The organism is Mesorhizobium sp. BR1-1-3 (genome assembly GCF_020165455.1).
GTDB lineage: Bacteria > Pseudomonadota > Alphaproteobacteria > Rhizobiales > Rhizobiaceae > Mesorhizobium > Mesorhizobium ciceri.
Genome location: NZ_JAIUIC010000010.1, coordinates 43,625 through 62,711, shown reverse-complemented (window position 1 = coordinate 62,711; position 19,087 = coordinate 43,625). Strand labels below are relative to the sequence as shown.

The 19,087-nt window shown below is 64.4% G+C and carries 16 protein-coding genes, 1 tRNA gene and 1 pseudogene; 10 read left to right on the top strand and 8 right to left on the bottom strand.

Features of this window, described 5'->3' with window-relative positions; all coding sequences use genetic code 11:
* The first annotated feature begins 19 nt into the window (after positions 1-19).
* From LB559_RS21665 to LB559_RS21645, 5 genes are read left to right on the top strand one after another with little or no spacing between them, the layout of a single operon-like run.
* Positions 20-1,690 (top strand): thiamine pyrophosphate-binding protein, encoded by a 1,671-nt coding sequence (locus tag LB559_RS21665; protein WP_224674937.1) that lies wholly within the window; start codon positions 20-22, stop codon positions 1,688-1,690.
* A complete protein-coding gene (locus tag LB559_RS21660) occupies positions 1,687-3,783 on the top strand; it encodes a hydantoinase/oxoprolinase family protein (RefSeq protein WP_024503264.1) in 2,097 nt (698 codons plus the stop codon). Before LB559_RS21665 ends, LB559_RS21660 begins: the two co-directional genes overlap by 4 nt.
* On the top strand, positions 3,780-5,399 hold the full coding sequence (locus LB559_RS21655; protein ID WP_024503265.1) for a hydantoinase B/oxoprolinase family protein: 1,620 nt from the start codon (positions 3,780-3,782) through the stop codon (positions 5,397-5,399). The genes LB559_RS21660 and LB559_RS21655 overlap by 4 nt, the downstream gene beginning before the upstream one ends.
* Positions 5,396-6,598: a pyridoxal phosphate-dependent aminotransferase gene (locus tag LB559_RS21650; protein ID WP_013530392.1), complete on the top strand. Its 1,203-nt coding sequence runs from the start codon at positions 5,396-5,398 to the stop codon at positions 6,596-6,598. Before LB559_RS21655 ends, LB559_RS21650 begins: the two co-directional genes overlap by 4 nt.
* Positions 6,599-6,601: 3 nt before the next feature.
* Positions 6,602-7,414, top strand: coding sequence for an NAD-dependent epimerase/dehydratase family protein (locus LB559_RS21645; protein ID WP_224674936.1), 813 nt, complete (start codon positions 6,602-6,604; stop codon positions 7,412-7,414).
* A 402-nt stretch (positions 7,415-7,816) separates the two neighbouring features.
* Here the strand turns inward: LB559_RS21645 and LB559_RS21640 are convergent.
* Positions 7,817-7,892 (bottom strand) — tRNA-Ile (locus LB559_RS21640).
* A 134-nt stretch (positions 7,893-8,026) separates the two neighbouring features.
* Between LB559_RS21640 and LB559_RS21635 the strand changes: the two genes are divergently transcribed.
* Complete coding sequence (locus LB559_RS21635) at positions 8,027-8,740, top strand: SIMPL domain-containing protein (protein WP_013530175.1); 714 nt, start codon at positions 8,027-8,029, stop codon at positions 8,738-8,740.
* A gap of 213 nt (positions 8,741-8,953) precedes the next feature.
* Here the strand turns inward: LB559_RS21635 and LB559_RS21630 are convergent, their stop codons facing one another.
* Positions 8,954-9,310: a hypothetical protein gene (locus LB559_RS21630; protein WP_013530174.1), complete on the bottom strand. Its 357-nt coding sequence runs from the start codon at positions 9,308-9,310 to the stop codon at positions 8,954-8,956.
* Positions 9,311-9,566: 256 nt separating this feature from the next.
* Positions 9,567-10,013: a YcgN family cysteine cluster protein gene (locus LB559_RS21625; protein WP_013530173.1), complete on the bottom strand. Its 447-nt coding sequence runs from the start codon at positions 10,011-10,013 to the stop codon at positions 9,567-9,569.
* Positions 10,014-10,210: 197 nt separating this feature from the next.
* On the opposite strand from LB559_RS21625, the gene LB559_RS21620 reads away from it, so the two are divergent.
* Both LB559_RS21620 and LB559_RS21615 read left to right on the top strand, forming a co-directional pair.
* Positions 10,211-12,361, top strand: a complete 2,151-nt coding sequence (locus LB559_RS21620; RefSeq protein WP_224674935.1) for an OmpA family protein — start codon at positions 10,211-10,213, stop codon at positions 12,359-12,361.
* Positions 12,362-12,665: 304 nt separating this feature from the next.
* Positions 12,666-13,182, top strand: a pseudogene (locus LB559_RS21615) (TIGR00645 family protein).
* A 133-nt stretch (positions 13,183-13,315) separates the two neighbouring features.
* On the opposite strand, the gene LB559_RS21610 reads toward LB559_RS21615, so the two are convergent.
* The 3 genes from LB559_RS21610 to LB559_RS21600 form a co-directional block, all read right to left on the bottom strand.
* Positions 13,316-14,182: an SDR family oxidoreductase gene (locus LB559_RS21610; protein WP_013530170.1), complete on the bottom strand. Its 867-nt coding sequence runs from the start codon at positions 14,180-14,182 to the stop codon at positions 13,316-13,318.
* Positions 14,183-14,292: 110 nt separating this feature from the next.
* The gene (locus LB559_RS21605; RefSeq protein ID WP_224674934.1) at positions 14,293-14,922 is read right to left on the bottom strand and encodes a helix-turn-helix transcriptional regulator; all 630 of its coding nucleotides are present in this window, start codon (positions 14,920-14,922) and stop codon (positions 14,293-14,295) included.
* An 8-nt stretch (positions 14,923-14,930) separates the two neighbouring features.
* A complete protein-coding gene (locus tag LB559_RS21600; RefSeq protein WP_127369560.1) occupies positions 14,931-15,803 on the bottom strand; it encodes a S1C family serine protease in 873 nt (290 codons plus the stop codon).
* 227 nt (positions 15,804-16,030) lie between these two features.
* On the opposite strand from LB559_RS21600, the gene LB559_RS21595 reads away from it, so the two are divergent.
* Positions 16,031-16,981 carry a S1C family serine protease gene (locus tag LB559_RS21595; RefSeq protein ID WP_013530167.1) on the top strand — a complete coding sequence of 317 codons (951 nt, stop codon included), beginning with the start codon at positions 16,031-16,033 and terminating at the stop codon, positions 16,979-16,981.
* A 9-nt stretch (positions 16,982-16,990) separates the two neighbouring features.
* On the opposite strand, the gene LB559_RS21590 is transcribed toward LB559_RS21595, so the two are convergent.
* Positions 16,991-17,416, bottom strand: a complete 426-nt coding sequence (locus LB559_RS21590) for a VOC family protein (protein ID WP_224674933.1) — start codon at positions 17,414-17,416, stop codon at positions 16,991-16,993.
* Positions 17,417-17,482: 66 nt separating this feature from the next.
* Here LB559_RS21590 and LB559_RS21585 point away from each other — a divergent pair, with 66 nt between their 5' ends.
* Positions 17,483-18,109, top strand: coding sequence for a TetR/AcrR family transcriptional regulator (locus tag LB559_RS21585; RefSeq protein WP_024505494.1), 627 nt, complete (start codon positions 17,483-17,485; stop codon positions 18,107-18,109).
* Here the strand turns inward: LB559_RS21585 and LB559_RS21580 are convergent.
* Positions 18,042-18,998 (bottom strand): LysR family transcriptional regulator, encoded by a 957-nt coding sequence (locus tag LB559_RS21580; RefSeq protein ID WP_024505493.1) that lies wholly within the window; start codon positions 18,996-18,998, stop codon positions 18,042-18,044. The genes LB559_RS21585 and LB559_RS21580 overlap by 68 nt on opposite strands.
* Positions 18,999-19,087: the final 89 nt, after the last annotated feature.

Here is a 19,087-nt window from a genome sequence, read left to right as displayed (position 1 = left end):
GAATGAAGGATGTCGCAGCATGATCCGCAATGGCGGTCGCCTTCTTGTCGAATGCCTGATCGCGCTCGGCGCGACCAAGAGTTTCGGTGTGCCGGGCGAAAGCTATCTGGCCGTGCTGGACGCGCTGCACGACACTCGTGGAAAGCTGGACTACGTGCTGTGCCGCAACGAGGGCGGCGCGGCATTCATGGCCTCGGCCTATGGCAAGCTGACGGGTTCGCCGGGCATCTGCTTCGTGACGCGCGGACCGGGTGTCGCCAATGCGTCCATCGGCGTGCACACGGCGATGCAGGACAGTTCGCCGATGATCCTGTTCGTCGGCCAGGTCGGCACCGACATGCGCGGCCGCGAAGCGTTTCAGGAAATCGACTACCGCGCGGTGTTCGGCACGATGGCGAAATGGGCGGTGGAGATCGACGCTGTCGAGCGCCTGCCGGAAATCATTGCCCGGGCCTGGACCACGGCGCTCACCGGGCGGCCAGGCCCGGTGGTGATCGCCCTGCCCGAGAACATGCTGACGACGCTGACCGATGTCGCGGCGCTCAGCGGGCCTGGCAGGGTGTTCGAGGCCGCGGCCGATGCCGATGCGCTGGCCGAGGCCCGGTCCATGCTGGCCGCCTCCAGCAGACCGGTGATCCTGATCGGCGGTGCCAACTGGTCAGCTGACGGGCGTGCCGTGCTCCAGGCTTTCGCCGAGACCTCCGACATTCCGGTGGTCGCGGCGTTCCGTTTCCAGGATCAGTTCGACAATGGCTCACCGGTCTTCGTCGGCGAGGCCGGTGTCGGCATGGTCCCGCATGTCAAGAAGCTGATCCGGGACGCCGATGTGATCCTGGCGATCAATGTGCGCTTCGGCGAGATGACCACGGATGGCTACACGCTGCTGTCCGTGCCCGAGCCGAAGCAGAAGCTGATCCATGTCCACGCTTCGGATCGCGAGATCGGCAAGATCTACGTGCCCTCGCTTGGCATCCATGCCGGGCCGAACGCCTTCGCCAAGGCGCTCTCGCCGGTCAAGGGCGACTGGGGCGCGTGGCGGTCGCAGGCACGCCAAAGCTATGAGGGCACGTTCACCGCGCCTGCCCAGCCGGGCCCGGTCGACATGGTCGAAGTCAGCCACTGGCTGCGCGAGAACCTACCCGACGACGTCATCCTCACCAACGGCGCCGGCAATTTCACCGTGTGGCCAAACAAGTTCTTCAAGTTCGGGCAGAAGGCGCGGCTGCTTGCACCGCAATCCGGCGCCATGGGCTACGGCCTGCCGGCGGCCATCGCGGCCAAAGTGGCCTTTCCCTCACGCACGGTGGTCTGTTTTGCCGGTGACGGCGATTTCCAGATGAACTGCCAGGAGTTGGGGACGGCGATGCAGGCCGGGGCGCAGCCGATCGTCCTCATCCTGAACAACGGCATCTACGGGACCATCCGCGCGCATCAGGAGCGGCACTATCCGGCGCGCGTGTCGGGAACGAACATCGAGAACCCGGATTTTGTCGGCATCGCCCGGGCCTATGGCTTCCACGCCGAGCGGGTCGGCGCGACGGGGGAGTTCGCCGGCGCTTTCGGCAGGGCGCTGGCATCCCCGACCGGCGCGGTCCTGGAGCTGGATATTTCCCCGGAGGCGATCACGCCGCGTCAAACCCTTTCCCAAATGCGCGACGCAGCGCTCGCTTCGCATAAGGCCAACGCATGACCAGTACGGCAAATGACATCCGTCTCGGCGCGGATATCGGCGGCACGTTCACCGATATTGTGGTCGATGTGCGCGGCACGATCTTTTCCACCAAGATCCTGACCAACTATGCCGCCCCCGAACAGGCTATCCTCGACGGGATCGAGATCGTCGTGCGCGACGCCGGCATCACGCTGGCGGACCTCGACATCGTCATTCACGGCACCACGCTGGCGACCAACGCGCTCATCGAACGGCGTGGCGCCAAGACGGCATTGGTCACCACCGAAGGGTTTCGCGATGTCATCGAGATGCGCACGGAAAACCGGTTCGAACAGTATGATCTGAACCTGAAGCTGCCGCCGCCGCTGATCCCGCGCGAGCATCGCTATACGGTCAAGGGGCGCATCGGCGCGGACGGAAAGGAATTGCAGCCGCTGGACGAAGCAGCGCTCGACGAGATCGCCGACAGCATCGCCGCGGGCGGCTTCGGCGCCGTCGCCATCGGCTTCATCCATTCCTACATGAACCCGGTGCATGAGCAGCGGGCACGCGCGATCCTCGCCAGAAAGCTGGACATACCGATTTCCATCAGCGCTGAGGTCTCGCCGCAGATGCGCGAGTTCGAACGCTTCAACACGGTTTGCGCCAATGCCTATGTCCGGCCGCAGATGGCCGACTATCTGGTGCGCCTCCAGGTGCGGCTGAAGGAGATGGGGGCGAACTGTCCGGTGTTCATGATCCACTCGGGCGGCGGACTGATCTCGGTGGAAACCGCGTCCGAATTTCCGGTGCGCCTGGTCGAGTCCGGTCCGGCCGGCGGTGCCATTTTTGCGGCCGACGTGGCGCGGCGCTTCGACCTGGACTCCGTCGTCTCCTACGACATGGGCGGAACGACCGCGAAGATCTGCCTGATCGAGGACTATTCGCCGCGCACGGCGCGGACCTTCGAGGTCGCCCGCACCTATCGCTTCTGCAAAGGCTCCGGCATGCCGATCTCGATCCCGGTCATCGAGATGATCGAGATCGGCGCCGGCGGCGGCTCGATCGCCTGGGTCGACGCCATGGGCCGCATCCAGACCGGCCCGGAAAGTGCCGGGTCCGAACCCGGTCCCGCCTGCTACGGGCGTGGCGGCAGCCGCCCAGCCATCACCGATGCCGACCTGGTGCTGGGCAAGCTCGATCCCGACAATTTCGCCGGCGGCGCCATCAGGCTCGACACGCAGGCTTCCGAGCAGGCGATCACCCGCGATGTCGGCACCCGGCTTTCGCTCAATTCCGTTTCCGCCGCTTTCGGCATCTGCGAGGTCGTCGACGAGAATATGGCCAATGCCGCCCGCGTCCACGCGGTGGAAAACGGCAAGAACATCTCCGACAATGTCATGATCGCCTTTGGCGGTGCAGCGCCCCTGCATGCGGCGCGGCTGTGCGAGAAGCTTGGCGTCGAACAGTGCCTTGTCCCGCAAGGCGCCGGCGTCGGCTCGGCCATCGGCTTCCTCAAGGCGCCGTTCGGCTACGAGGCGCTGGCTTCCAAGCTGATGCGGCTGTCGCGCTTCGATGCATGCGAGGTGAATGCGCTGCTCGACGGGCTGAAGACGACCGCCGAGAGCTTCGTGCGAGCCGGCACGAACAATGCCATCACCCGCGAGATCACCGCCTTCATGCGCTATGCCGGCCAGGGATGGGAAATCCCGGTGCCGCTGCCCGACAGGGCGTTCAAGCCCGGCGACGAGGTGAGCCTCAAGGACGCCTTCCGGGACAATTATGCGCGCTTCTTCGGCCGTGCCATTGATGGCCTCGACGGATTGGAAATCGAGATCGTCACCTGGTCGGTCAAGGCGCAGGACGTGCGGCCGGCGCCCGCAAGGCACGAGATCACCATGGGGACCAGGACCGTCGCCGCTTCGCAAACGCGCGAGGTTTTCGATCCGGCGACCGGAACCGTGCAGGTTTCAGCCATCATCGAACGCGCCGACCTTTCGCCAGGGGATCGCATCAGCGGTCCGGCGGTGATCGTCGAGCGTGAGACGTCGACGGTCGTCACCACTCTCTTCGATGCCGCGCTACAGAGCGACGGTTCGATCCTCCTGATCCGCAAAGGGGTCCAGGCATGAGCGACATCTTGGAAATCCGCATGCAGGTGATGTGGAATCGCCTGATTTCGGTGGTCGAGGAGCAAGCGCTGACCCTGTTGCGTACGGCCTTCTCCACGTCGGTGCGTGAATCGGGCGATCTGTCGGCCGGCGTGTTCAATCCGCGCGGCGAGATGCTGGCGCAGGCCGTGACCGGTACGCCAGGGCATGTGAACACCATGGCCGAGGCCGTGCTGCAGTTCATGAACGAGATCCCGCGCGAGGAGATGTACGAGGGCGACACCTATGTCACCAACGATCCCTGGAAAGGCACCGGCCATCTCCATGACATCACCATGGTCTCGCCCTCGTTCCTGAACGGCGAACTGGTGGCATTCTTCGCCTGCACCGCGCACGTGGTCGATGTTGGCGGACGTGGCTTCGGCGCCGACGGCAAGTCAGTCTACGAGGAAGGGATCCAGATCCCGATCATGAAGTTCGCCGAGCGCGGCAAGGTGAACCTCGATCTGGTGAAGATCCTGCGCGCCAATGTGCGCGAGCCGAATCAGGTCGTCGGCGACTTCTATTCGCTGGCCGCCTGCAACGAGGTCGGCCATCGCCGCCTGGTCGACATGATGAAGGAGATCGGCCTGGCATCGCTGGACAGGCTGGGAGAGTTTATCTTCACGCGCACGCATGACGCGACGCTGGAGCGCATCAAGGCGCTGCCGAAAGGCACCTGGTCGAACGAGTTGGTGACCGACGGCTACGATACGCCGGTCAAGCTGGTGGCAGCTGTCTCGATTGAGGACGACCATTTGAATGTCGATTTCTCCGGCACCGATCCGACAAGCCGATGGGGCATCAACGTTCCGATCATCTACAGCAAGGCCTATGCCTGCTACGCCCTGAAATGCGTCGTGGCGCCGGAGATCCCGAACAATGCGGCCTCGCTTGCTCTGTTCACTATATCGTCGCCGACCAACATCCTGAACGCCCCGCGGCCGGCGCCGGTCTCCCTGCGGCACGTCATCGGCCATATGGTGCCCGATCTGGTGCTGGGCGCGCTGGCCAAGGCGCTGCCGGGCCAGATCCTTGCCGAAGGGGCGGCGGCACTGTGGAACATCCACATCTCGGTCAGGCCGGTCGCCGGGAGCGATGGACGCCGCGCCGAGGTGCTGATGTTCAATTCCGGCGGCATGGGGGCCCGCCCGACGTTGGACGGGCTGTCCGCCACCGCCTTTCCGTCCGGGGTCCATACCATGCCGATCGAGGCGACCGAGCACACCGGGCCGATCGTCATCTGGCGCAAGGAACTGCGTCCCGATTCCGGCGGCGACGGGGAATTTCGCGGCGGCCTCGGCCAGATCCTCGAAATCGCGGCCACTGAAGGCCACGAGTTCGATTTTTCCGCCATGTTCGACCGGGTCAGGCATCCAGCCAAGGGGCGCGATGGCGGCAAGGACGGAACCGCCGGCATCGTCAGGCTCGACGATGGCACGCTGATGCGCCCCAAGGGCTGGCAGCACGTTCCGGAAGGGCGTCGCCTGGTGCTGGAACTTCCTGGCGGTGGCGGCTATGGCGATCCCTCCAGGCGCAGTACGGAGGCGCGGGCACAGGACGTGTCCAGGGGCTATATTTCGGAGAAAAGCCGATGAGCTACATTTCCTCGCGCCTGTCCGTGGTCAAGCCGTCGGCTTCGATGGCCGCCTCGCAGGCGGCCAAGGCGCTACGGGCCAAAGGCGTCGACGTCATCGACCTTGGCCTTGGCGAACCTGATTTTCCGACGCCTGCCCACATCATCGAAGCGGCCTATGCAGCCGCCAAAGCGGGCCAGACCCTCTACACCGCCGCAGCCGGCTCGCCGGAAGTGCGCGAGGCCGTGGCCGGGAAGTTCAGGCGCGAGAACGGACTGGACTACACGGCCGACGACATCGTCGTGGCCAACGGCGCCAAGCAGATCATCTTCAACGCGCTGATGGCGACGCTGGAACCCGGCGACGAGGCCATCCTGCCCGCGCCCTATTTCGTCTCCTATCCTGAGATGGTGAAGCTGCTAGGCGGCACGCCCGTCACGGTCGAATGCAGGGAAAGCGGCGGCTTCAGGCTGACGCCCGAACTCTTGGAAAAGGCGATCGGGCCGAGAACCAAGTGGCTGTTCCTAAACATGCCCGGCAATCCATCCGGAGCGGTCTACTCGGCCGACGATCTCAAGGCGCTTGGCGCTGTCCTTGCCAGGCATCCGCAGGTGCTCATCCTGTCGGACGAGATCTATGAGCACATCATCTTCGATAACCGCGAATTCGTATCCTTCGGCAAGGCCTGCCCTGACCTCAAGGACCGAAGCCTCATCGTCAACGGCGTGGCCAAGGCCTATGCGATGACCGGCTGGCGTGTCGGTTATGCAGCCGGCCCGGCACCACTCGTCAAGGCGATGTCGATCATCCAGAGCCAGTCGGTCACTTCGGTCTGCTCGATTGCCCAGGCGGCGACGGTCGCCGCACTGAACGGCCCGCAGGACGAGGTGGCTCGTTTCCGCGATGCATTCGAGGCGCGCAGGAACCTGGTCGTCGATGGCATAAGGCGCATCAACGGCCTGACGCTGCCGCCGCCGGAAGGCGCATTCTATGCCTATATCGGTTGCGCCAGCCTGATCGGCCGCAGGACCCCAAAAGGCGTCATGCTGGAGGACGATACGGCGGTGGCGACCTATCTTCTGAACGAAGGCCGCGTGGCCTCGGTGCCGGGCACTGCCTACGGACTTTCACCCTATTTTCGTATCTCCACCGCCACCAGCGAGGAGGTGCTTGCCGAGGCGATCGCGCGGATCAACGCCGCCGTCGCGCAAGTGGAGTAGACCATGCCGCATTACGAACGCATCCTGATCACCGGCGCCGCCGGCCGGCTCGGCTCGGAACTGCGAAAGGGGCTGGTGCCGCTGGCAGAAACGATCCGCCTGGCGGGTCGTGAACCGTTCGGCGATCTTGCTCCTCACGAGGAAGAAGCGGTCTTCGATCTCGCCGACATGGAGGCTACACTTGCGGCCACCAAGGACTGCGACGCGATCGTGCATTTCGGCGGTGCGCCGCTTGAATGCGAATGGCAAACGATCCTGGATTCCAGCATTCGCGGATCCTACCACATCTACGAAGGCGCCCGGAAACACGGCGTGAAGCGGATTATCTATGCTTCCTCGGTGCATGCCATCGGCTATCATGAAGTCGAAGCCCATATCGGCGTCGATGCGCCGGTGCGCCCCGACAGCCTCTACGGCGTGTCGAAGAATTTCGTCGAAAGCCTGAGCCGGCTCTACTGGGACAAGTTCGGCATTGAGACGGCTTGCCTGCGTATCTTCTCGTCCTTTCCCGAACCGGCCGACCGACGCATGCTGTGGTCGTATCTTTCCTTCGCCGACTGCGTTCGTCTGGTCGAAGCAGCACTGACGGCGCCGCGCGTCGGGCACACAATCTCGTTCGGCATATCCGACAACAAGCTGAAAATGGTCGACAACAGCGGCGCCAACCATCTGGGGTTCATCCCGCAAGACAGCGCCGAGCCATTCCGCGCAGCGGTCGAGGCGAAGACGCAGATTCCGGATCCCAAGGCGCCATCGGTGAAGTATCTGGGCGGGTGGTTCTGCGAGCTTGGCCATCCGGACGACAAGCGGGCGTAACTATCAAAAAACCAATCCGCTAGATGGCGAAGACGAAACATCCACCAACACCCCTACGGCTCCCTGCAATTCACGGCGACAGCCGAATAATGATCATGAAGCGCTTCCGGGACGTTCAGGCCAGGGCGACACCGGCGATCGTGCAAGACCGTAGGCTCCGGCGATCACCCCCATGCCTCCGGTGTGCTTCTGGGGTTCGGTGCCGTCTGCCATCTAGGCTTACGCGATCACCTGTTCTGATGCAGGATCGTCTCGGCCGCAATGAAGCCCCAGGTTCCCGGCAGGGATTCGCATCTGGAAGAAAAATCCCGAGTCTTTGCGCCATAGATACGTCGCCCGCTCCAGGTGTATGTTTCTGGATAAAGGGCAATAATTACCCAATATAACAAAAGGCTTAGGTTATGGTGGGCCCGGAGGGACTCGAACCCCCAACCAAGCGGTTATGAGCCGCCGGCTCTAACCATTGAGCTACAGGCCCCACGCGGGCTGGATTAATGTTTTTCGCATCGCGGCACAAGGCTTTCCCGACGGGCTTCCCCAGATCGCCCAAATCAACCCATAATCGCGCTCTACGCGACGTCTGCGACTTGATCGCAGACCAAGGAGATTTTCATGACCAGACATCTTTTGCCTCTCGCGCTCGCCGCTGCAATCGCTTTTCCGGCGATGGCTGGAGCCACCGATCTGCCGACGCCGCCCCGCATCATCGTGTCGGGCGAAGGCGAAGCAACCGTGGCCCCCGATCTGGCGGTCCTGACGCTGAGCGTCATGCGCGAGGCCAAGACCGCGCGCGCCGCGCTCGACGCCAACAATGACGCCATGGCCGCCGTGATCGCGGCGATGAAGTCCGCCGGCATCAAGGACCGGGACCTGCAGACCGCCGGCATCCAGATCAACCCGCGCTACAACTACACCAACAAGCCGGACGGCAGCCAGGAAGCCGAACTCGTCGCCTATCAGGTGACCAACACGCTTTCGGTGCGGGTGCGCGATGTCGACAAGACCGGCGAGATCCTCGACAAGGCGGTGTCGCTCGGCGTCAACCAGGGTGGCGGCATCGCCTTCACCAATGACAACCCGGCAGCCACGGTCACCGAGGCGCGCAAGAAGGCGGTCGCCAACGCCATGGCCAAGGCCAAGACGCTGGCCGAGGCCGCAGGCGCCAGCCTCGGCCGGGTGCTCGAGATATCAGATCAGAACATTGCGCCGGCGCCGATGCCGATCAACGCCAAGGCCTTCGATGCCGCGGCGGGTGGCGCGGCTCCCGTGCAGGCCGGCGAGAATTCCTACAATGTCCAGGTGACCGTCACCTTCGAACTGAAGTAAGCGGCTCTGAGGATCCGTGGCTGGGTCTTGCCCAGCCACGGATGCATCACCAGCCAATAGCGCGCATGAAAAACCCCGCGGGATTTCTCCCGCGGGGTTTTTTCGAGCCACACCCTTCAAACGGAAAGGGGCTCCGCTAGTCCCAGCTGATCTTGCTAAAGATCATGCTGCCAGGCTGACCCTCAAAGAGGGGTCGGCCTTGATTGTCGAACCTCAGCGATAGATAACCGGGCAGCCGCGCTCGTTGGCGAACACCACCACGACACGGTCGCCGTCCTGACGGCCCGCCACCTTCACCGTGCGCCGGTTGACGTCGACGATGCGGACCCGGTGGAGGCCCATGCGTTCGGCCTTGTCGAGGGCGCGGTCCGGCGAGCAGCCACGGCGCCAGTCGCCGCGGCGTTCATCACGGCGATGGCGATAACCGTCGTCACCGGTATAGACGCCGAAACGCGGGTCGTTGTTGTTGCCGAAGCCGAGATAGAGGCTGTCGGCGTGGGCGGGAACGGCCGCCAGCGTGCCGAGACCGACCAGGGCCGAAAGGGCTGCCGTCTTGATCGTGTTGAACATCGTCTTCTCTCCTTTTTGCGGGCCTTCGCCCGTCCTCGTGAACCAATGGGGGGAGAATGCGCCTGCCTGTCTGAACTCTTTACGAACCTGCCGTTCATCTCCGGTTCATATGGCGGGAAGAAGGAAGTTCCGGCCATTCGCCATCCTCCCCAGCCCTTGGTGAAGGCCGGAATGCCTGACTCGGCGCCCGATTCCGACCCCCCGCGGATTGGCCAAATGCCTTCGAACGTAAGGCTGTTGCTCGCCGCCGCTGGTCCTACGGCTCCTCGTCCAGCACATAGTCAAAATAGTCTTCCGGCTCGGCAAGATCGGTTTCACTCGCCTTGACCCGGCCGCGCATCGAGATGCCGGCTTCATGCACGGTCTCGGCGCTGCCAGACACCAGCCGGTGCCACCAGTAGAGGTCGCGGCCCTCGGCAACCAGCCGATAGGCACAGGTACTGGGCAGCCAACTGATGGTTCGCACATTCTGCGGCGTCAGCCCGACGCAGTCGGGAACGCGCGCCAGCCGGTTGGCGTAGTCCGAACAGCGGCAGGTCTCGGCGTCGAACAGCCGACAGCCGACGCTGGTCCAGTAGATCTCGCCGGTGTCCTCGTCCTCAAGCTTTGACAGGCAGCATTTACCGCAGCCGTCGCACAGCGATTCCCACTCGGCCGGGCTCATCGCCTCCAGCGCCTTGGTTTTCCAGAATGGCGTTTCCATTTCCCGGATGTGGCCCCGGCCGCAGGCAAGGTCAAGCGCGGCAATGGTCGCAATTGCGGCTATCGCCAGGTGAATGACATGAAGTTGCCTTCAAAAGGTCGGTCAATCGCCCCGTACGGCCTCTATCCGTGCCAGACTGGAACCAATCGGCACAAGATCGGTTTCGGCAAGGATGGGACCCCACAAGGAGAATTTCGATGAAACGCCAACCACGGATTCTGGCAGGCACCGCACTTGGCCTGTTGATGGCATCCGCGCCGTTGGGCGCGTTCCCGCTTCAGGGAAGTGTCGCGTCCGGTCTTGCCCAGCGCACGGCAACCCCATTCATCCTGGCGCAAGCAGCATGCGCCGAGGGCGAATCGGCCGAGGCCTGCGCGCAGAAGCAGCAGGCGGAACCCGAACAGAAACACGAGCGCAGGAAGGCCGAGCCTGAACAGCAGGCCGCGCCTGCCCAGAGCGAGCAGCCCGCCGAGGAACAGCAGCCGCGCAGGAAGAAGCGTGATCAGCAGCAGCAGGCCGAACAGGCGCCGGCCGAACAGGCCGCTCCCGCCGAAGAACAGCAGCCGCGCAGGAAGAAGCGTGATCAGCAGCAGCAGACCGAGCAGGCGCCGGCCGAACAGGCAGCACCCGCAGAGGAACAGCAGCCGCGCAGGAAGAAGCGTGACCAGCAGCAGCAGACCGAGCAGGCGCCGGCCGAACAGGCAGCACCCGCAGAGGAACAGCAGCCGCGCAGAAAGAAGCGTGACCAGCAGCAGCAGACCGAGCAGGCGCCGGCCGAACAGGCAGCACCCGCAGGGGAACAGCAGCCGCGCAGAAAGAAGCGTGATCAGCAGCAGCAGACTGAGCAGACGCCGGCCGAACAGGTCGCGCCGGCCAACGACAATCAGCCCGGCGAGCAGGCCCAGCCGCGCAAGAAGAACAAGCAGGATCAGCAAACCCAACCTGAAGTCGCCCCGGCGCCGAAGGAAGCTCCCGCTGGAGAGGCGACGGCCCCTGCCGGCGAGCAGCCGGCGGCCCAAGGCGAGCAGCCCCAGGACACGACGAAGAAGCACGGCAGGAAACCTGTTGGCGAGCAGCCGGCGACGCCCGAACAACCCGCCACCGGCGAACAACCGGCCAATGGTCAGACGGCAGCACCGGCACAGGGCGAAAACCCGGTGCAAGGCGAAGCACCGGCCGATCCAAACGCCGCTCCCATCCTGGACAGCCAGAAGGACGCCGAGCGCAGGGGCGGCGGCCGCAAACGTGGCGACAAGAATGCTCAGCAGGATGGCGAGCAGCAGAATGGCGGACAAAATGCCCAGCAAGGTGGCGATCAGGGCCGCAAGCCGGTGGCTGCTCCCATCGACCAGGGTCCGCCGCCCACCGACGACAGGGCCGCACAGCAGGAGATCAAGCCCGAGAAGATCGTCCCGGTGACCGAGGAGAAGGGTACGCGCGTAGAGCGTGCGCCCGATGAGATCGCCCGCGATCGTCGGCGTCCGAAAGGCGTCGACGTCGTCAGGAAACTCGGCGATCGCGTCATCCTGCAGTTCAACAACCAGACATTTGTCCAGAGCAATGACGCCCCGCGCGTCACCCGCGGTGCCAAAGAAGTCTACTATGAGGATCTGTCGGGCGATCGCACCCGGGAAATCGTCGAGCGTGACAACGGTGTCCGGATCGTCACCATCCGCAACCGCTATGGCGACGTTATCCAGCGTTCGCGCATCGCGCCGGATGGACACGAATATGTGCTGAGCTATGTCGACGAGCGGCACTATCAAGATGACAGCGACTGGCGTGATCCCGGCGACGACCTGCCGCCGATGCGGCTGACCATCCCGCGCCGGGAATACATTCTCGATTCCGAGGACGTCGAGAGCCCCGATGACTACTACGAGTTCCTCGAACAGCCCCCGGTCGAGAAGGTCCAGCGCCTCTATTCGATCGACGAGGTCAAGCGTTCGGCCCGCGTGCGCGACATCGCACGTCGCGTCGATCTCGACACGCTCAACTTCGAATTCGGTTCGGCCTCCATCTCCGACACCGAGGTGCAGAAGCTCGAGGGCGTAGCGACCGCCATGGAGAAGCTGTTGAAGAAGAACCCGGCCGAGACCTTCCTGATCGAAGGTCACACCGACGCGGTCGGCACACCGGAGGCTAACCTCGCTCTTTCCGATCGCCGCGCGGAAGCGGTGGCGGAGGCTCTGACCAATGCCTTCGGCATCCCGCCGGAAAACCTGACGACACAGGGCTATGGCGAGGAGTATCTGAAGGTCAACACGGCGGCGCCCAACCGCGAGAACCGCCGCGTCGCCATCCGCCGCATCACCTCGCTGGTGGCACCGGTCGCCAGCAACAATTAGGTCATGATTTCAAAATCATGACCCGGTTTGTGGAATCGGCAAGAGAAGCATCCACCCCCGGCACAACCGGGGGTGGATGGATGTGTCGGGTTCAACAAGAATTTTACGGGCATTAGACACGGCTCATTGAATCGCGAGCGCAGCCACCCCAGATTCGGTGCTGGGCGTTCCCTGCCCCGTCCCGACTCCAGCGGGACGCATTGAGCCCCGCCGGACCTTGTTCGGCGGGGTTTTTTGTCTTGCAAACGGTGGCGGCCTCGTCGAATACGGCCATTGCTGAGAGATAACCCGCCGGAATCATCCCATGAAGCGTCTCGAACTCGCCATCGAAATCGATCATTCTCGCTTCACGCTGGCTGCTCGTCGTTTTCTATATAGGCTTGGCCCTGGCATTGGCCGTCTATGCGCTGTCCTTCGGCAAGAAGCTCTATGAGTTCATTACCTTGGCGTTCACGCTCGGTGACACCGACACCATCCTGAAGATGCTCGGCCTGATCGATGCCGCGCTGGTCGCCTCGCTGGTGGTGATGGTCATCATCTCGGGCTACGAGAATTTCGTCAGCCGCTTCGACGACCAGGACGGCGGTGTGCACTGGCTGGGCACCATCGATGTCGGTTCGCTGAAGGTCAAGGTTGCCTCGACCATCGTCGCCATCTCGTCGATCCACCTCTTGCAGGTGTTCTTGAACTCATCGTCCTACACGACCGACCAGTTGATGTGGCTGACCATCATCCATCTCGCCTTCGTCGTCTCGGCGCTCATGCTCGCCTATATCGACCGGCTGATGGGCCTGAGCAAAGGCAAGAAGGACGAGGCGTGAGCCTGCGCCTGCCGGACGTTGAATCAATCCCGCAGGAACGATGCCCTACCGCCTTGTTCGAGCAGGGCTTTCCCACGACTCTGCTGGTGGCGAAGGTCTTGGCTCGACGCCCGTCGCGTCAAAACGAACAGCTCTAGTAAATATTCCTGATCTTGCTGTCCGTGCGGGCAAACACCTCGTCGGGGACAAAAAAGTCGCCGGCCAGCGGCCCGGTCGCATCAGGCGCATAGATCGAGAAATCGCTGACGCCCTCGGCGCGCAGCACCTCTTCGTCGATGTAGAAATTGCCGGTCGCTTCGCGCGCCGGCCGCATGAAGATGGCATGCGCAGCATCGGCCATGATGTCGGGCAAACGGCTCATTGCCGCCACCGTCGCGCCGCCCAGCAGATTGCGCACGGCTGCCGTGTCGATGGTCGAAATCGGCCACAGTGAATTGACGGCGATGCCGTCCTTGGCGAACTCGGCGCTCATGCCCAGCGTGCACATCGACATGCCGAACTTGGCCATCGTGTAGGCGACATGGTTCTTGAACCACTTGGCCTTCATGTCGAGCGGCGGTGCCAGATTCAGGATGTGAGGATTGCTGGCCAACTTCAGGTGCGGAATGCACATTTTGGACACCAGGAAGGTGCCGCGCGTGTTGATCTGATGCATCAGGTCGTAGCGCTTCATGTCGGTTTCCAGCGTGCCGGTGAGCTGGATGGCGCTGGCATTGTTGACGCAGATATCGATGCCGCCGAACTTTTCCACGGTCCTGGCGACCGCCTCGGCCACCTGTGCCTCTTCACGGATGTCGCACAGCACGGGCAGCGCCTTGCCGCCGGCCTGCTCGATCTCTTCTGCCGCGCTATAGATTGTGCCGGGCAGCTTCGGATGCGGTTCGGCGGTTTTGGCCGCGATCGTCACATTGGCGCCGTCGCGCGCCGCGCGCAGCGCGATCGCCAGCCCGATGCCGCGCGATCCGCCGGAGATGAACAGCGTCTTTCCCTTGAGCGACATTTCCTTGCGCCTCCCTTGCAACACGTCAGACGCGAAGCTTTGCGCGGCGGGCGACCACAGCGCAAGACCCGACACGCCGGACACCGCGTTACGCAGCGTAGGGTTTATGACTAAACCAGCACCAGCCCCTGCCGCATCGCAGTGGCAATCGCGTCGGTGCGGTTGGCGGCACCGAGCTTGATCAGGATTGCGGCGACATGGAACTTCGCGGTGTGCACGGAAATGTTCAGCCGCCGCGCGATCACCTTGTTGGGTGCGCCCTCGGCCAGCAGCGCCAGCACTTCCGCCTCGCGTGGCGACAGCGAAGGACGGACGGCATGCTCGTCGGAGGCTTCATCTTCGAACGGCTCGCCATCGCCGGCATGGAAATCCTCATGGCGTCCGGTTCTGCGCTCGCCCGATACCCGATAGCCGGCCGCCGCCAGCCGCGCCGCCGCAGCGATCAACAAATCGTCCGCGCCCGTTTGGAGGACGGCCAACACCTCGCCCGCGGGCCGTTCGCCATTGGCGCCTCCCGATAGCAGAACCCGGGGAATGGCGGCCGGCACGGCACCGCCGCTGCTGTCGTCAACGATGGCGACGTCAGCCCTGCCGGCCACCACCGGCAGCAGGTCATCGCTCGCGGCCAGCGAGGCCGCCAGGCGCTCGGCGCGCGACGCATCGCCAAGCGCAATCAGCACCACCAGCCGCCGCGAGACGGCACCGTCATGCATGATCCGGTCGCTGGTGAGCGTGTCCATGGATGCCCTCAGCTCAGCGGCTTTTCGCCGATGGTCAGCCCGACATCGCGCTGTTCGCCGCCGCGCACCACGCCGAGCGTCACCGAAGCGCCCGCACTGTCTGGTCCGAGCCTGCGGATCAGGTCGCGCGGTCCATGCACCGCCTCACCGTTCCACGCCACGATGATATCGCCGAGAGAGAGACCGGCGGCCTTGGCGGGACCATCGTCATCGAGGCTCATCACCATCGCGCCATGCGCGTCGCGGTCGCGTACCGGATGCAGGCCGGCGCCGAGATAACCGCGCGCGACATGGCCCTTTTCGCGCAGCGTCGCAACCGCCCGCTCGATCGTCTCGTAAGGCATGACCAGCGCCCGGTGGCGCGGCCCGAACAGCAGCATGCCGATCAGCGCACCCTTGGCGTCGAGAACCGGGCCGCCCTCGAAACGGCCGCCGGCACCGACGGCCAGATTGATGCGCCGGTCGATGGTGCCGCCGCGCATCGAGCGCCAGGCCGGACCGACTTCGCCGACCGAGCCCGAAACGGCCAGAGCCGACCCGTTGCTATTGCCGATGGCGATGGCAATGTTGCCTGGCCGCACCGCGTCAGCCCTAGCCAACGGCACGGCGTTGATGGCCGTAGCCGGCTTCAGCAGGGCAACGCCAGTCGACGGATCGCGGCCGACCAGTTCTGCCTTCACCGCCTCACCCGAGGCCAGCGTCAGTTCGATCTCCTCGCCGGCCTCGACAGCCTCCTCGGCGGTGACGAAATAACCGTCACGCCAGTGGAAGGCGCTTGCCGTGCGGTGATGATGCGTGGCGAAGCCAGCCGTTGCCGGTGCCGCCTGGGCGGCGAGATCGGCGATGGCTTGCGAAAACGCACTCAGATTGAAATCGCTCATATTGGTCTCCTGGGTTCATCCATGCCCCAGATATCGCTCGACAGCGCGTTCAGAGGTACTCGCCTGACGGCTAGTTGCCGGTTTGACTGGCCATCTGGTCAGGTCGCGGCGGTTCCAGCCGCTCCGCACATATAGTGCGTGTCGCCCAAAAGTGCTCAGCGGTTTTAGGACAACGACACGCACAGGAAAAAAAACCATCCTTTCGCCCGAAAATACGGAGCCCCTCCATGGCCCTCGCCGCAGCCAAATTCGAACCTGACGATACATTGCTCGACGCATATTCGACGACCGTTGCGGACGCCGTCGACCGCATCGGCCCGGCCGTCTGCCGCATCGAACGCGTTGGCGGCCAGGGCGGCCACGGCTCCGGCTTCGTCATCGCGCCGGACGGACTGGTCGTCACCAATTTCCACGTCGTCGGCGATGCCAGGACAGTGCGCGTCTCGATGCCGGACGGCGCCTCCCGCGAAGGCCGCGTGCTCGGCCGCGATCCCGACACCGACATCGCGCTGGTGCGCGCCGACGGCAGCTTTGCCGATGTCGCACCGCTCGCCGATTCCAAGCGGCTGCGGCGCGGCCAGATCGCCATCGCCATCGGCAATCCGCTCGGCTTTGAATGGACCGTCACCTCCGGCGTCGTCTCGGCGCTCGGCCGCTCCATGCGCGCCTCGACCGGCCGGCTGATTGACGACGTCATCCAGACCGACGCAGCGCTCAACCCCGGCAATTCCGGCGGGCCGCTGGTTTCGTCGGCCGGCGAGGTGATCGGCGTCAACACCGCCATGATCCATGGCGCGCAGGGCATCGCCTTCGCGGTCGCCTCCAACACCGCCAATTTCGTCATTTCGGAGATCATCCGCTTCGGCCGTGTCCGCCGCGCCTTCATCGGCGTCTCGGCCGACACTGCCAGTTTGCCGCGCCGCGCCGCCCTGTTGTCGCAAGTCTCGACCAGCACGGCGGTTCGCCTGCGCAGCGTCGAGAAGGACGGCCCGGCGGCCAAGGCCGGCCTGAAAGAAGGCGACATCATCGCCGCCATCGACGGCCGTCCTGTCACCGGCGTCGACGACCTGGTGCGCATGCTCGACGCCGAACGCATCGGCCGCGAGACGCTGTGCACCGTCGTGCGCCGCACCGGTGTCAGCCAGGTGACGGTGACGCCGGTGGCAAGGGCCAGTTGAGGCGGGCGCTCAGGCTCCCGCCACCCCTTCCGCATACTGCGCCAGAAACGCCTCGCTCGGCGGGATCGGCTTGATGACGTCGATCAGCACGCCATTGGGGTCCTTGGTGATGAAATGGCGCTGGCCGAAGGGCTCGTCGCGCAGCGAGCGCAGGATCGGCAGGCCGGCGGCGACGACGCGCTCATAGACAGCGTCCGGGTCGCGAACCTCGAAATTGATCAGCAGGCCCGAAGCGCGGCCCCGCCCCTCTTCCGGGATGGTCTCATGGCCGCCCTGGACGATGCCGAGATTGACTCTTCTGTCCTCCCCCGATTGCAGATGCACATACCAGTCGCTTTCGAACAGGGGCTGGAAGCGGAAATGCTTCACATAAAAGGCCGCCGTGCCGGCGACGTCGCCGGTCATCAGCACCGGGTAATAGCTCGTGGTCTTCATCTTTCCTTCTCCCGTCAATTAACATACAGTCTGCATGTAAACCGAATTAACATACAGGCTGCATGTATGCAACACGATTTCGCGCGTCGTTCCAACCGCGACCGCACCGAAGCGACGCGCGCCCACCTGATTGCCGCGGCGCGAAAGCTGTTCACGGAGAAATCCTATTCCGAGACCGGCACGCCGGAGATCGTCGCCGCCGCCGGCGTGACGCGCGGCGCGCTCTACCATCATTTTGCCGACAAGCAGGCACTGTTTGCTGCCGTGGTCGAGCAGGAGGCGGCAGCGGTCGCCGAGGAGATCGAGCGCGCCTCGCCGCCATCGCTGTTTGCCCATGACGCGCTGATTGCCGGCTCCGACGCCTATCTCGCCGCCATGCGCGCGCCCGGACGCACGCGGCTGCTGCTGCTCGACGGCCCGGCCGTGCTTGGCCGCGCCGCCATGGACGCGATCGACAATCGCCACGGCAACCGCTCTCTGCGCGAAGGGCTGGTCGCGGCGATGCGGGCGCAGACGATGACGAGATTGCCGGCCGACGCGCTGACCGCACTGCTCGGCTCCGCCTTCGACCGTGCCGCCCTGGCCATCGAGGCCGGCGCCTCAGCGCAAGATTACCGCGCCGTGCTCATGGCGCTGATCGATGGGCTGTCTCGTGCTCCTCATCCGGCACCTCGCCCGGCTCGAACTCGTTGAAGCAGCCGAGCTGGCGCTTGAACTGGTCGATCAGCCAGGCCGCCGCCGGCTTCGGGCTGCGATCGCTGCGATGCATGGCAAACAGCGGCGAACTCACCTCCCTGAAGGATTCGAGGTCGATCTCGACCAGCCGGCCGCTCGCCAGGTCGTCTGATATCAGCCAGCGCGGCAGCCCGCCCCAGCCCAGCCCCTCGCGCATCAGCATATGCTTGGTGCGGACATCCGTCAGCCGCCAGGTACGGTAGGCATAGACGCCGAAGTCGCGCCCCTTGGTGCGCTCCGACTGGTCGGTGACGACAAGTTGGGTGTGTTCGCGTGCATCCTCGATCGCCACCGGTTTCGGCAGCAAGGCCAGCGGGTGGGTGGGCGCGGCGGCCAGCACGATCGACATGAAGCCGATGCGCACAAGGTTCACGTCGACATCGCCCAGCAGGCCGCCAATGCCAAGGTCGGCCTGCCCGCTGACGACATGGTCGGGAATCAGGCCGAGCGTGCCGATGTGCAGCCGCAGCATCACGGTCGGAAACTGCGCCTCGAATGCCTTCAGCACCCGAACCAGCACCGGTGACGGCAGCGTCGCGTCGACCGACAGCGCGACCTCGGCCTCGAGCCCCTGGTGGTGGCCGTCGACGCGCGAGCGGATGCGCTGCAGCACGCCGATCATGCGCCGTGCGTCCTCCAGCATCGCCCGGCCGATCTCCGTCAATTGCGGCTCGCGCGTGCCCTCGCGCTCGAACAGTTTCAGCCCAAGCTGCGCCTCGAGATTGGCGATGCCGTAGCTGATGACGGACTGTGCCCGGTTGAGCTTGCGGCCGGCGGCCGAGAAGCTGCCGGCTTCGGCGACTGTCACAAAGATCTGAAGTTGATCGAGCGTCGGGTTGGGTTGCATCGTTATATCCAATTTATGGATGGATCGTATAGAAAATATACCAGTTTATTGAATGGATCGAAAGCCCCATATCTGGCGGGACAAATCAT